At 50.0% G+C, this 13,052-nt stretch carries 11 protein-coding genes, 1 tRNA gene and 1 pseudogene; 8 read left to right on the top strand and 5 right to left on the bottom strand.

Translation table 11 applies throughout. The annotated features are described in order from the left end of the window. The first annotated feature begins 281 nt into the window (after positions 1-281). On the top strand, positions 282-1,151 hold the full coding sequence (locus C3D30_RS00790; protein WP_001008065.1) for a YjeJ family protein: 870 nt from the start codon (positions 282-284) through the stop codon (positions 1,149-1,151). Positions 1,152-1,353: 202 nt separating this feature from the next. On the opposite strand, the gene C3D30_RS00785 is transcribed toward C3D30_RS00790, so the two are convergent. From C3D30_RS00785 to C3D30_RS00775, 3 genes are all read right to left on the bottom strand, one after another. Then, positions 1,354-1,707: a DUF4156 domain-containing protein gene (locus C3D30_RS00785; RefSeq protein ID WP_000558209.1), complete on the bottom strand. Its 354-nt coding sequence runs from the start codon at positions 1,705-1,707 to the stop codon at positions 1,354-1,356. Between the two features lie 137 nt (positions 1,708-1,844). After that, on the bottom strand, positions 1,845-3,491 hold the full coding sequence (gene groL / locus C3D30_RS00780) for a chaperonin GroEL (RefSeq protein WP_000729121.1): 1,647 nt from the start codon (positions 3,489-3,491) through the stop codon (positions 1,845-1,847). 43 nt (positions 3,492-3,534) lie between these two features. After that, entirely contained in the window at positions 3,535-3,828 is a 294-nt protein-coding gene (locus C3D30_RS00775; RefSeq protein ID WP_001026276.1) for a co-chaperone GroES, read from the bottom strand. 275 nt (positions 3,829-4,103) lie between these two features. Here C3D30_RS00775 and yjeH point away from each other — a divergent pair, with 275 nt between their 5' ends. Further along, on the top strand, positions 4,104-5,360 hold the full coding sequence (gene yjeH / locus C3D30_RS00770) for an L-methionine/branched-chain amino acid transporter (RefSeq protein WP_105286330.1): 1,257 nt from the start codon (positions 4,104-4,106) through the stop codon (positions 5,358-5,360). Positions 5,361-5,375: 15 nt separating this feature from the next. Here the strand turns inward: yjeH and C3D30_RS00765 are convergent, their stop codons facing one another. Next, positions 5,376-5,852: an FxsA family protein gene (locus tag C3D30_RS00765; protein ID WP_105286329.1), complete on the bottom strand. Its 477-nt coding sequence runs from the start codon at positions 5,850-5,852 to the stop codon at positions 5,376-5,378. Positions 5,853-6,188: 336 nt separating this feature from the next. Here C3D30_RS00765 and aspA point away from each other — a divergent pair, with 336 nt between their 5' ends. The 6 genes from aspA (at position 6,189) to C3D30_RS00735 (ending at position 11,965) form a co-directional block, all read left to right on the top strand. Continuing rightward, entirely contained in the window at positions 6,189-7,625 is a 1,437-nt protein-coding gene (gene aspA, locus C3D30_RS00760) for an aspartate ammonia-lyase (RefSeq protein WP_010349613.1), read from the top strand. Positions 7,626-7,742: 117 nt separating this feature from the next. Beyond that, the gene (gene dcuA / locus C3D30_RS00755) at positions 7,743-9,044 is read left to right on the top strand and encodes an anaerobic C4-dicarboxylate transporter DcuA (protein WP_000961959.1); all 1,302 of its coding nucleotides are present in this window, start codon (positions 7,743-7,745) and stop codon (positions 9,042-9,044) included. A gap of 115 nt (positions 9,045-9,159) precedes the next feature. Next, the gene (cutA, locus tag C3D30_RS00750) at positions 9,160-9,498 is read left to right on the top strand and encodes a divalent cation tolerance protein CutA (protein WP_000883313.1); all 339 of its coding nucleotides are present in this window, start codon (positions 9,160-9,162) and stop codon (positions 9,496-9,498) included. Continuing rightward, positions 9,474-11,171, top strand: a complete 1,698-nt coding sequence (gene dsbD, locus C3D30_RS00745) for a protein-disulfide reductase DsbD (protein ID WP_105286328.1) — start codon at positions 9,474-9,476, stop codon at positions 11,169-11,171. Before cutA ends, dsbD begins: the two co-directional genes overlap by 25 nt. Positions 11,172-11,207: 36 nt before the next feature. After that, a complete protein-coding gene (locus C3D30_RS00740; RefSeq protein ID WP_001188520.1) occupies positions 11,208-11,783 on the top strand; it encodes a transcriptional regulator in 576 nt (191 codons plus the stop codon). A 106-nt stretch (positions 11,784-11,889) separates the two neighbouring features. Next, positions 11,890-11,965 (top strand) — tRNA-Phe (locus tag C3D30_RS00735). Between the two features lie 278 nt (positions 11,966-12,243). Here the strand turns inward: C3D30_RS00735 and C3D30_RS00725 are convergent. Beyond that, positions 12,244-12,868: pseudogene (locus C3D30_RS00725) on the bottom strand (DDE-type integrase/transposase/recombinase); the annotation flags it as partial. Positions 12,869-13,052: the final 184 nt, after the last annotated feature.

Below are 13,052 nucleotides of genomic sequence, written 5' to 3'. Positions count from 1 at the left end.
TTACGCCGCATCCGCCAAGAGCAACGAATACGAGAACAGAGACAGGTTATTAAACAGGGAAGTTTAATCTTTGCCCGTTGCATAACCTTTAATTATTCATTTACGTTGCTATTTTTACTCTTTATATAGCCAACACCAATAATTAAGTTTTCTTTTCTGTTTATATATAGAGTGAGCACTGCTATTTATGTTATTTTAACAACTATTACTAGCAAGCCCATTTACCTGGCTTATTAATTAAAATTAATTATTTGATTGAAAAATGGTTAGGGAGAACCTACATGGCCATAAGCATCAAGGGTGTTAATACCGGTGTTATTCGCAAGAGTAATAATTTCATTGCACTGGCGCTGAAAATTAAAGAGCCTCGCAATAAAGAATCGTTATTCTTTATGTCTGTTATGGAACTACGCGACCTACTGATTGCGCTAGAAAGTCGTCTGCATCAAAAGCATAAACTGGATGCTGATACACGTATTCAGTATGAGCAGGCTCGCGATAAAGTTATGAAGAAAATGGCAGAGAATATCCCAGAAATTCTGGTTGATGAGCTTAAAAATGCCGATATTAATCGCCGGGTTAACACGCTGGAACTTACCGAAAATCAGGGCGAAAATCTTACCTTCGTATTAACGCTACATGACGGTAGCAAATGTGAGTTAGTCGTTAATGAGTTGCAGATTGAAATGCTGGCGCGAGCAATCATTCATGCAATTAATAATGCTGAAATGCGTGAACTGGCATTGCGTATTACATCGCTATTAGATTTCCTGCCGTTATATGACGTCGACTGCCAGGACAATGGCAATCTGGAATATGACACCTATTCTCAGCCGGAATGGAAACATAATCTGTTTAGCCATTATCTGGCGGTGCTTTATCGCTTTAAAGATGAAAGTGGCAAAGAACAATTTAGCGGCGCGGTGGTGAAAACGCGTGAAGCGAAAGCGGGTAAAGAAATTGAGGCTATCACACGCCGGATGCTTGATTTCAGTCCACGGCTGAAAAAACTCGCGGGTGTGCCATCTCAGGTTTACGTTCGTACAGTAGCAGCAAATAACGCCCAACCGCTGACTCAGGATCAATGCTTACGCGCAATACATCACTTACGAGTTCAGTCCATCAGCAAGGCCGCGCCACAGGCGAAATAATCTCATCTTTTTGAATGCGAGGCTGGAGCCATCCAGCCTGGAATTACTGATAACGTGATCGTTGATCATGCCGGATGCGGCGAAAACGCCTTATCCGGCCTACAAATTCTCGAATATTCAATCAGTTGCAATGCTCGATGTAGGCCTGATAAGCGAAGCGCATCAGGCAATTACACGTTTGTCAGCCAGCCTCTGAATCACATCAGTTCGGGCACTTATAAACCTGGCCGATAATCTGGCTATCAGTCGGAACAAAACTGGACAACATCCCCTGCGACGGGCTGCTGATACCATAAATCACATTACCGCCCATTGCTGCCGCCTGGTTGCGCAGATCGTTTGCTGCACCGCGCATAGAACCGCCTTCTTCACCGTGTTGCCCGGAAAGCCAGTTACTTTGCTTACCTGTCGCAGTACCAATCAGTTGGCACTCGGCACCTGGCTGCTCGTCAACAATGCGTACACTCTGACCGGCAGCACTCAATTCGTTGCTGGAGCTACAACCCGCCATCAGTAGCGCGGCACCGACAATCCCTGCTAAGTATTTTACGTGCATGTTATTCCCCATAATCAATGAGCTGGACGCAACTCGCGTCGTCCGTGTCTGAATCTTATACTAGAAAGATGACCAAAAGAAAAACCCCCAGACATTTCTGCCCGGGGGTTTCTTTATTTCTGCGAGGTGCAGGGCAATTACATCATGCCGCCCATGCCACCCATGCCGCCCATACCGCCAGCAGCGCCTAAGTCAGCTGCATCGTTTTTCGGCAGGTCGGTAACCATGCACTCGGTGGTGATCATCAGACCAGCCACAGAAGCTGCGTACTGCAGAGCAGAACGAGTTACTTTGGTTGGATCCAGGATACCCATGTCGATCATGTTGCCGTATTCTTCGGTTGCTGCGTTGTAACCGTAGTTGCCGTCGCCGCCTTTAACGGTGTTAGCAACAACAGACGGTTCTTCACCGCAGTTCAGGACGATCTGACGCAGCGGAGCTTCCATTGCACGCAGTGCAACTTTGATACCCACGTTCTGGTCTTCGTTCTGACCACGCAGGTCAGCCAGTTTAGACGCTACGCGGATCAGCGCAACACCACCACCAGCAACCACGCCTTCTTCTACCGCAGCACGGGTCGCGTGCAGGGCGTCTTCAACGCGTGCTTTTTTCTCTTTCATTTCAACTTCGGTAGCAGCACCTACTTTGATAACTGCAACGCCGCCTGCCAGTTTCGCTACGCGCTCCTGCAGTTTTTCACGGTCGTAGTCAGAAGTTGCTTCTTCAATCTGCTGACGGATCTGAGCAACACGGCCCTGGATTGCAGCTTCTTCACCCACGCCATCGATGATGGTGGTGGTATCTTTGTTGATCACAACACGTTTAGCCTGACCCAGGTCTTCCAGAGTCGCTTTTTCCAGCTCCATACCGATCTCTTCAGAGATTACAGTACCGCCAGTCAGGGTTGCGATATCCTGCAGCATTGCTTTACGACGATCGCCGAAGCCCGGTGCTTTAACCGCAGCGACTTTCACGATGCCGCGCATGGTGTTAACAACCAGAGTTGCCAGTGCTTCGCCTTCAACATCTTCAGCGATGATCAGCAGCGGTTTGCCTGCTTTTGCAACAGCTTCCAGAACTGGCAGCATTTCGCGGATGTTGGAGATTTTCTTGTCAGCCAGCAGGATGAACGGGCTTTCCAGTTCTACTGCGCCAGTTTCCGGCTTGTTGATGAAGTAAGGAGACAGGTAGCCACGGTCGAACTGCATACCTTCAACCACGTCCAGTTCGTCCTGCAGACCAGTACCGTCTTCAACGGTGATAACGCCTTCTTTACCGACTTTGTCCATCGCTTCAGCGATCAGTTTACCTACGGTTTCGTCGGAGTTAGCGGAGATAGTACCAACCTGAGCAATAGCTTTAGAGTCAGAGCACGGTACGGACAGCGTTTTCAGTTCTTCAACTGCAGCGGTAACGGCTTTGTCGATACCACGTTTCAGATCCATCGGGTTCATGCCCGCAGCAACAGCTTTCAGACCTTCAGTGATGATAGCCTGAGCCAGTACGGTTGCAGTGGTAGTACCGTCGCCTGCAGCGTCGTTCGCTTTAGAGGCAACTTCTTTCACCATCTGCGCACCCATGTTTTCGAACTTGTCTTCCAGTTCGATTTCACGAGCAACGGAAACACCATCTTTGGTGATGGTCGGTGCACCGAAAGATTTATCCAGAACTACGTTACGGCCTTTCGGACCGAGGGTAACTTTCACTGCATCTGCCAGTACGTTTACGCCGCGCAGCATTTTCACACGAGCGTCGTTACCGAATTTTACGTCTTTAGCTGCCATTATCTTTATTCCTTAAATTCGTATGTTCAGTGTCGTGCGCGGATTACGCTTCAACAATTGCCAGAATGTCGCTTTCGGACATGATCAACACTTCTTCATTGTCGATCTTCTCAGATTTCACACCGTAGCCATCGTTGAAAATAACGATGTCGCCAACTTTCACGTCCAGCGGCTTCACTTCGCCATTTTCAAGGATACGGCCATTGCCGACAGCCAGCACTTCGCCACGGGTAGATTTAGCCGCTGCAGAGCCGGTCAGAACGATGCCGCCAGCAGATTTAGTTTCAACTTCTTTACGCTTGACGATCACGCGATCATGCAATGGACGAATATTCATTGATAACTCTCCTTTGAGAAAGTCCGTATCTGTTATGGGTGACGCCGGAGCTTACGTGGTTTCCCGGCTGGTGACCAGAGAAATGGGGATGAGGCATCTCCCCTTCAAGGGGGAAAATGAAAAAAAATTCTGATCAGCACAAAATCGGGTGAAAACCCTGATTCACCTCACGTTTCATCGCAATTTCGACATCGCCGTCATAAGTGAATCTGATTGTGCTACCATCGAAAATCTACGCAGTTGCCCAAAATTTGGGCGCAATCGGACTTCAACCCATGAGTGGACTCAAACAAGAATTGGGGCTGGCCCAGGGTATCGGCCTGCTATCGACGTCATTATTAGGCACTGGCGTGTTTGCCGTTCCGGCGTTAGCTGCTCTGGTGGCAGGCAATAATAGCCTGTGGGCGTGGCCAGTTTTGATTATCTTAGTGTTCCCGATTGCAATTGTGTTTGCGATTCTGGGTCGCCACTACCCCAGCGCGGGCGGCGTCGCGCACTTCGTCGGTATAGCGTTCGGCTCGCGACTTGAGCGAGTCACCGGCTGGCTGTTTTTATCGGTTATTCCCGTGGGTTTGCCCGCCGCGCTACAAATTGCTGCCGGGTTCGGTCAGGCGATGTTTGGCTGGCATAGCTGGCAACTATTGTTGGCAGAACTCGGTACGCTGGCGCTGGTGTGGTATATCGGTACTCGCGGTGCCAGTTCCAGTGCTAATCTACAAACGGTTATTGCCGGACTTATTGTCGCGCTGATTGTCGCCATCTGGTGGGCGGGCGATATCAAACCTGCGAACATCCCCTTCCCTGCGCCAGGTGATATCGAACTTACCGGGTTATTTGCTGCGTTATCAGTGATGTTCTGGTGCTTTGTCGGTCTGGAAGCATTTGCCCATCTTGCCTCGGAATTTAAAAATCCAGAGCGTGATTTTCCGCGCGCTTTGATGATTGGTCTACTGCTGGCAGGATTAGTCTACTGGGGCTGTACGGTAGTCGTCTTACACTTCGACGCCTATGGTGAAAAAATGGCGGCGGCTGCATCGCTTCCCAAAATTGTGGTGCAGCTATTCGGTGTAGGGGCGTTATGGATTGCCTGCGTGATTGGCTATCTGGCCTGCTTTGCCAGTCTCAACATTTATATACAGAGCTTCGCCCGCCTGGTCTGGTCACAGGCGCAACATAATCCTGAGCACTACCTGGCACGCCTCTCTTCTCGCCATATCCCGAATAATGCCCTCAATACGGTGCTCGGCTGTTGCGTAGTAAGCACGTTGGTGATTCATGCTTTAGGGATCAATCTGGACGCACTCATTATTTATGCCAACGGCATCTTTATTATGATTTACCTGTTGTGCATGTTGGCAGGCTGTAAATTATTGCAAGGACGTTATCGCGTACTGGCGGTGATTGGCGGGCTGTTATGCGTTCTGTTACTGGCAATGGTCGGCTGGAAAAGTCTCTATGCGCTAATCATGCTGGCGGGGTTATGGCTGTTTTTGCCAAAACGAAAAACGCCGGAAAATGGCATAACCACATAATCCGGCGTTTTGACATTAATCCTGGCGATCGTCTTTATGATCAAGACAGTCGTGGTCATTATCCTTTCGCTGATACTCACCATCAAAAGTATTACCACCACCGGTCCCGGCGCTAAAACCGCCGCCCGGCATTCGGGAGAAACGCAGATGCGGCATCAGCTTCACTGTCAGATGCTTTTGCACCGGCGGTAATAAAAGCAGAAGCCCCAGGAAATCGGTGAAAAAGCCCGGCAATAAAAGCAGCAAACCGGCAATGATCAACGAAACACTTTTAATCATCTCCGCCGCTGGGTTTTCACCCGCCGCCATTTTTTGCTGCATCAGCACGAAATTCTTAAAGCCCTGGTTACGTACCAGTGACATACCGATAACTGACGTGAATATAACCAGCACGAGGGTCAGCAATACCCCCAATACATGGGCAACCTGAATAAAGATTGAAATCTCAATATAGACATAAAGGAAAATGGCAATAAAAGGTAACCAGCGCAAAGGTTTCTCCTGTAATAGCAGCCGGTTAAACCCGGCTACCTGAATGGGTTGCGAATCGCGTTCAGCTTATATTGTGGTCATTAGCAAAATTTCAAGATGTTTGCGCAACTATTTTTGGTAGTAATCCCAAAGCGGTGATCTATTTCACAAATTAATAATTAAGGGGTAAAAACCGACACTTAAAGTGATCCAGATTACGGTAGAAATCCTCAAGCAGCATATGATCCCGGGTATTCGGCCGATGCAGGGGATAATCGTCGGTCGAAAAACATTCGAAACCACATATATTCTGTGTGTTTAAAGCAAATCATTGGCAGCTTGAAAAAGAAGGTTCACATGTCAAACAACATTCGTATCGAAGAAGATCTGTTGGGTACCAGGGAAGTTCCAGCTGATGCCTACTATGGTGTTCACACTCTGAGAGCGATTGAAAACTTCTATATCAGCAACAGCAAAATCAGCGATATTCCTGAATTTGTTCGCGGTATGGTAATGGTTAAAAAAGCCGCAGCTATGGCAAACAAAGAGCTGCAAACCATTCCTAAAAGTGTAGCGAATGCAATCATTGCCGCATGTGATGAAGTCCTGAATAACGGAAAATGCATGGATCAGTTCCCGGTAGACGTCTACCAGGGCGGCGCAGGTACTTCCGTAAACATGAACACCAACGAAGTGCTGGCCAATATCGGTCTGGAACTGATGGGTCACCAGAAAGGTGAATATCAGTACCTGAACCCGAACGACCATGTTAACAAATGTCAGTCCACTAACGACGCCTACCCGACCGGTTTCCGTATCGCGGTTTACTCTTCCCTGATTAAACTGGTAGATGCAATTAACCAACTGCGTGAAGGCTTTGAACGTAAAGCTGTCGAATTCCAGGACATCCTGAAAATGGGTCGTACCCAGCTGCAGGACGCAGTACCAATGACCCTTGGTCAGGAATTCCGCGCTTTCAGCATCCTGCTGAAAGAAGAAGTGAAAAACATCCAACGTACCGCTGAACTGCTGCTGGAAGTTAACCTCGGCGCAACGGCAATCGGTACTGGCCTGAACACGCCGAAAGAGTACTCTCCGCTGGCAGTGAAAAAACTGGCTGAAGTCACTGGCTTCCCATGCGTTCCGGCTGAAGACCTGATCGAAGCGACCTCTGACTGCGGTGCTTACGTTATGGTTCACGGCGCGCTGAAACGTCTGGCTGTGAAGATGTCCAAAATCTGTAACGACCTGCGCTTGCTCTCTTCTGGCCCACGTGCCGGCCTGAACGAGATCAACCTGCCGGAACTGCAGGCGGGCTCTTCCATCATGCCAGCTAAAGTAAACCCGGTTGTTCCGGAAGTGGTTAACCAGGTATGCTTCAAAGTCATCGGTAACGACATCACTGTTACCATGGCAGCAGAAGCAGGTCAGCTCCAGCTGAACGTTATGGAGCCGGTCATTGGCCAGGCCATGTTTGAATCCGTTCACATCCTGACCAACGCTTGCTACAACCTGCTGGAAAAATGCGTTAACGGCATCACTGCTAACAAAGAAGTGTGCGAAGGTTACGTTTACAACTCTATCGGTATCGTCACTTACCTGAACCCGTTCATCGGTCACCACAACGGTGACATCGTGGGTAAAATCTGTGCCGAAACCGGTAAGAGTGTACGTGAAGTCGTTCTGGAACGCGGTCTGTTGACTGAAGCGGAACTTGACGATATTTTCTCCGTACAGAATCTGATGCACCCGGCTTACAAAGCAAAACGCTATACTGATGAAAGCGAACAGTAATCGTACAGGGTAGTACAAATAAAAAAGGCACGTCAGACGACGTGCCTTTTTTCTTGTGAGTAGTAACCTAAAAATAACAATCTAATATCAACTTGTTAAAAAACAAGGAAGGCTAATATGCTAGTTGTAGAACTCATCATAGTTTTGCTGGCGATCTTCTTGGGCGCCAGACTGGGGGGAATAGGTATTGGTTTTGCAGGCGGATTGGGGGTGCTGGTTCTTGCCGCTATCGGCGTCAAACCTGGTAACATCCCGTTCGATGTCATTTCCATTATCATGGCGGTTATCGCCGCTATTTCTGCCATGCAGGTTGCTGGCGGTCTGGACTATCTGGTTCATCAGACAGAAAAGCTGCTGCGCCGTAACCCGAAATACATCACGATCCTCGCTCCGATCGTGACTTATTTCCTGACAATCTTTGCGGGTACTGGCAACATCTCTCTGGCAACGCTGCCAGTGATCGCTGAAGTTGCGAAGGAACAAGGCGTTAAACCTTGCCGTCCACTGTCTACTGCAGTGGTTTCCGCGCAGATTGCGATCACCGCATCGCCAATCTCAGCGGCAGTGGTTTACATGTCTTCCGTAATGGAAGGTCATGGCATCAGCTACCTCCACCTGCTCTCTGTGGTCATCCCGTCCACCCTGCTGGCGGTTCTGGTGATGTCCTTCCTGGTCACTATGCTGTTCAACTCCAAACTGTCTGACGATCCGATTTATCGTAAGCGTCTGGAAGAAGGCCTGGTTGAACTGCGCGGTGAAAAGCAGATTGAAATCAAATCCGGTGCAAAAACTTCCGTCTGGCTGTTCCTGCTGGGCGTTGTTGGCGTGGTTATCTATGCAATCATCAACAGCCCGAGCATGGGTCTGGTTGAAAAACCGCTGATGAACACCACCAACGCAATCCTGATCATCATGCTCAGCGTTGCAACTCTGACTACCGTTATCTGTAAAGTTGATACCGACAACATCCTCAACTCCAGCACCTTCAAAGCAGGTATGAGCGCCTGTATTTGTATCCTGGGCGTTGCATGGCTGGGCGATACTTTCGTTTCCAACAACATCGACTGGATCAAAGATACCGCTGGTGAAGTGATTCAGGGTCATCCGTGGCTGCTGGCTGTCATCTTCTTCTTTGCTTCTGCTCTGCTGTACTCTCAGGCTGCAACCGCAAAAGCACTGATGCCGATGGCTCTGGCACTGAACGTTTCTCCGCTGACCGCTGTTGCTTCTTTCGCTGCGGTGTCTGGTCTGTTCATTCTGCCAACCTACCCGACGCTGGTTGCTGCGGTACAGATGGATGACACGGGTACAACTCGTATCGGTAAATTCGTCTTCAACCATCCGTTCTTCATCCCAGGTACTCTGGGTGTTGCCCTGGCCGTTTGCTTCGGCTTCGTGCTGGGTAGCTTCATGCTGTAATGACAAATCGCGGGGCGTTCACGCCCCGCTTTCTTTCCCGCCGACTAACATCCTTCCCTCGTCCGTTGTATAGTGACCTCTCTCTTGCGGTTCCATCTGTTCTTGCGAGGTGTTTATGCTTGATGATAAAAGTTCGAATACCGCGTCTGTCGTGGTGCTGTGTACTGCGCCGGATGAAGCGACAGCCCAGGATTTAGCCGCCAAAGTGCTGGCAGAAAAACTGGCGGCCTGCGCAACCCTGATCCCCGGCGCAACCTCTCTCTATTACTGGGAAGGTAAGCTGGAACAGGAATATGAAGTACAGATGATCTTAAAAACCGACAAAGCTCACCAGCAGGCGCTGCTGGAATGCCTGAAGTCTCATCATCCATATCAAACCCCGGAGCTTCTGGTTTTACCTGTTACACACGGAGACACAGATTACCTCTCATGGCTCAACGCATCTTTACGCTGATCCTGCTACTTTGCAGCACTTCCGTTTTCGCCGGATTATTCGACGCGCCAGGACGTTCACAATTTGTCCCAGCGGATCAGGCTTTTGCTTTTGATTTTCAGCAAAACCAACATGATCTTAATCTAACCTGGCAGATCAAAGACGGTTATTACCTTTACCGTAAACAGATCCGCATCACGCCTGAACAAGCGAAAATTGCCGACGTGCAGTTACCGCCAGGCGTCTGGCATGACGATGAGTTTTACGGCAAAAGCGAGATTTATCGCAAGCGGCTGACGCTTCCAGTGACCATCAACCAGGCTACGGCTGGCGCGACATTAACTGTCACTTACCAGGGCTGCGCTGACGCTGGTTTCTGCTATCCGCCAGAAACCAAAACCGTACCGTTAAGCGAAGTGGTTGCCAACAACGCAGCGCCACAGCCGATGTCTGTTCCGCAGCAAGAGCAGTCCGCCGCGCAATTGCCCTTTTCTGCGCTCTGGGCATTGTTGATAGGCATCGGCATCGCCTTCACACCCTGCGTACTGCCGATGTACCCACTGATTTCCGGCATCGTGCTGGGCGGTAAACAGCGACTTTCCACCGCCAGAGCATTGTTGCTGACCTTTATTTATGTGCAAGGGATGGCGCTGACCTACACGGCGCTGGGTCTGGTAGTTGCCGCAGCCGGATTACAGTTTCAGGCGGCGCTACAGCACCCTTACGTGCTCATTGGCCTCGCCATCGTCTTTACCTTGCTGGCGATGTCGATGTTTGGCTTATTTACCCTACAACTCCCCTCTTCACTGCAAACGCGCCTCACGCTGATGAGCAATCGCCAACAGGGCGGCTCGCCCGGCGGTGTGTTTGTTATGGGGGCGATTGCCGGTTTGATCTGCTCACCATGCACCACCGCGCCACTTAGCGCAATTCTGCTGTATATCGCCCAAAGCGGTAACATGTGGCTGGGCGGCGGCACGCTTTATCTCTATGCGCTGGGCATGGGTCTACCGCTGATGTTAATTACCGTCTTTGGCAACCGTCTGCTGCCGAAAAGCGGTCCGTGGATGGAACAGGTCAAAACCGCGTTTGGTTTTGTGATCCTCGCGCTGCCGGTCTTCCTGCTTGAGCGGGTGATTGGTGATATATGGGGATTACGCTTGTGGTCGGCGCTTGGCGTCGCATTCTTTGGCTGGGCCTTTGTCACCAGCTTACAGGCCAAACGCGGCTGGATGCGCGTAGTGCAAATAATCCTGCTGGCAGCGGCGCTGGTTAGCGTGCGCCCACTCCAGGACTGGGCATTTGGTGCGACGCATACCGCACAAACTCAGGCGCATCTCAACTTTACACCAATCAAAACGGTGGATGAGTTAAATCAGGCGCTCGTTGAAGCCAAAGGCAAACCGGTAATGTTAGATCTCTACGCCGACTGGTGCGTTGCCTGTAAAGAGTTCGAGAAATACACCTTTAGCGACCCACAGGTGCAAAAAGCGTTGGCTAACACGGTCTTACTTCAGGCCAATGTCACCGCCAACGACGCACAAGATGTGGCGCTGTTAAAACATCTAAATGTCCTTGGCCTGCCGACAATTCTCTTTTTTGACGAACAAGGCCAGGAGCATCCACAAGCACGCGTCACGGGCTTTATGGATGCTGAAACCTTCAGCGCACATTTGCGCGATCGCCAACCGTGAACGACACTTGCAGTGGGAAAGACGGAGGAAAATAGCGTGCAACGTGAAGATGTACTGGGAGAAGCCCTGAAATTATTAGAATTACAAGGGATTGCCAACACCACGCTGGAGATGGTTGCTGAACGTGTGGATTATCCGCTGGACGAGCTGCGCCGCTTCTGGCCGGACAAAGAGGCGATCCTCTACGACGCGCTGCGCTATCTTAGCCAACAGATAGATGTCTGGCGTCGTCAGTTGATGCTGGACGAAACGCAAACCGCCGAACAAAAGCTGCTGGCGCGTTATCAGGCGTTATCAGAGTGCGTTAAAAACAACCGCTATCCGGGCTGTCTGTTTATCGCTGCCTGTACGTTTTATCCCGATCCTGGCCACCCTATTCATCAACTGGCCGATCAGCAAAAAAGCGCGGCCTACGATTTCACCCACGAACTATTAACCACGCTGGAAGTTGACGATCCGGCGATGGTGGCAAAGCAGATGGAACTGGTGCTGGAAGGCTGTTTAAGCCGAATGCTGGTGAATCGTAGCCAGGCGGATGTCGACACCGCACACCGGCTGGCGGAAGATATTCTGCGCTTCGCCCGCTGCCGCCAGGGTGGCGCATTGACCTGACAAAAACACAGAAAAGAAGCAATTTGCCGCAATCTTAAGCAGTTGAATCGCTTTTACTGAAATTAGGTTGACGAGATGTGCAGATTACGGTTTAATGCGCCCCGTTGCCCGGATAGCTCAGTCGGTAGAGCAGGGGATTGAAAATCCCCGTGTCCTTGGTTCGATTCCGAGTCCGGGCACCAAAATTTATAACCCTCGCTACGGCGGGGGTTTTCTTTTTTGAGCCAACACGTTTTGGTTTATAAGTAGTTACCCTTTTTAAATTTCCTCCGACCCCGCTCCCCGGTGGTACAAAATGGGCCTTATTATAAAGCCTATCAAATACCGGAATGGCACCTGACACATCCGAAAAACAGTTCCTCAGATTGTAGTGATGTGACGCCCTTTCCTGGAGCAGTCAGTGCCATACTTTTACTGTCTGCGTTTGCTACGGGAGTAAATCACATGAGTACGATCAGAGTTGTTGGTATTGATATCGCCAAATCAGTTTTTCAGGTCTGTGTCTGGATGGTCAATGCCTCCGTCGCATGGAACACCACGCATTTCCCAGGCCATTTCCAGCGTTTTTATAGTCAGTCTGCTGTCCGGTGAGAACGACATTGCCCATCCCACAAGGCTTTCTGGCGAACAGATTAAGTATTACTGCGAGATATCCCCATCGTTTACCTGTCCAGATATACGTCACGTCGCCACACCACACTTGATTTGGCTCTGTCACGGCGAACTGCCGGCAACATGTTCATGACCGCCACGCTTGTACCGGCGAGTCGGATACTGGCAACTGACCAGCCCCAACTCTTTCATAGCCAGCGCCCCATCTGATAGCCTCTCTGGGTTGCCATTGTGGCGATGATTCTTACTCCGACCGAACCATGGCTGATGCCATGTAGCTCAAGTACCTGACTGCATAATACAGCCCGTCTGCCGTCTGGTTTTCCAGAACGTTTTTTCCAGTATTTGTAGCTACTGCGATGAACCCCGAATACATGGCAGAGAGTGACCACAGGATAACGCGCCCTGCGTTTCCCGATTATCGGGAACTGTTCAGGGAGTCCGACATCAAGAGCGTGGTAGCGTTTTTTAATATTTCGTTTCCATTTAAATTCGTTATAGCTTTTTCTTTTAAAGGTAAAAGCGACAGCGAAACCATCTGCGATGGCTGGCGTTAACGTTGCGTTCTGATCCAAAAGCCAGGGGATGTCTCCTGGCTTTTTCCTGCGAAGTACCTTAAAGGTATCGAAGCATGATTTAGGATATATTATCTATATA

Origin of the sequence: Escherichia sp. MOD1-EC5433 (assembly GCF_002966005.1) — a bacterium.
In the GTDB taxonomy this organism is placed as follows: Bacteria; Pseudomonadota; Gammaproteobacteria; order Enterobacterales; family Enterobacteriaceae; genus Escherichia; species Escherichia ruysiae.
The sequence above is the reverse complement of the archived record's forward strand: the minus strand, read 5'-3'. Positions and strand labels throughout refer to the sequence as shown.

What these genes read in the sequence shown, in the direction of transcription:
- C3D30_RS00790 (WP_001008065.1), top strand. Translation starts at nt 282, where the DNA reads ATGGCCATAAGCATCAAGGGTGTTAATACCGGTGTTATTCGCAAGAGT.
- C3D30_RS00785 (WP_000558209.1), bottom strand. Translation starts at nt 1,707, where the DNA reads ATGCACGTAAAATACTTAGCAGGGATTGTCGGTGCCGCGCTACTGATG.
- groL (WP_000729121.1), bottom strand. Translation starts at nt 3,491, where the DNA reads ATGGCAGCTAAAGACGTAAAATTCGGTAACGACGCTCGTGTGAAAATG.
- C3D30_RS00775 (WP_001026276.1), bottom strand. Translation starts at nt 3,828, where the DNA reads ATGAATATTCGTCCATTGCATGATCGCGTGATCGTCAAGCGTAAAGAA.
- yjeH (WP_105286330.1), top strand. Translation starts at nt 4,104, where the DNA reads ATGAGTGGACTCAAACAAGAATTGGGGCTGGCCCAGGGTATCGGCCTG.
- aspA (WP_010349613.1), top strand. Translation starts at nt 6,189, where the DNA reads ATGTCAAACAACATTCGTATCGAAGAAGATCTGTTGGGTACCAGGGAA.
- dcuA (WP_000961959.1), top strand. Translation starts at nt 7,743, where the DNA reads ATGCTAGTTGTAGAACTCATCATAGTTTTGCTGGCGATCTTCTTGGGC.
- cutA (WP_000883313.1), top strand. Translation starts at nt 9,160, where the DNA reads ATGCTTGATGATAAAAGTTCGAATACCGCGTCTGTCGTGGTGCTGTGT.
- dsbD (WP_105286328.1), top strand. Translation starts at nt 9,474, where the DNA reads ATGGCTCAACGCATCTTTACGCTGATCCTGCTACTTTGCAGCACTTCC.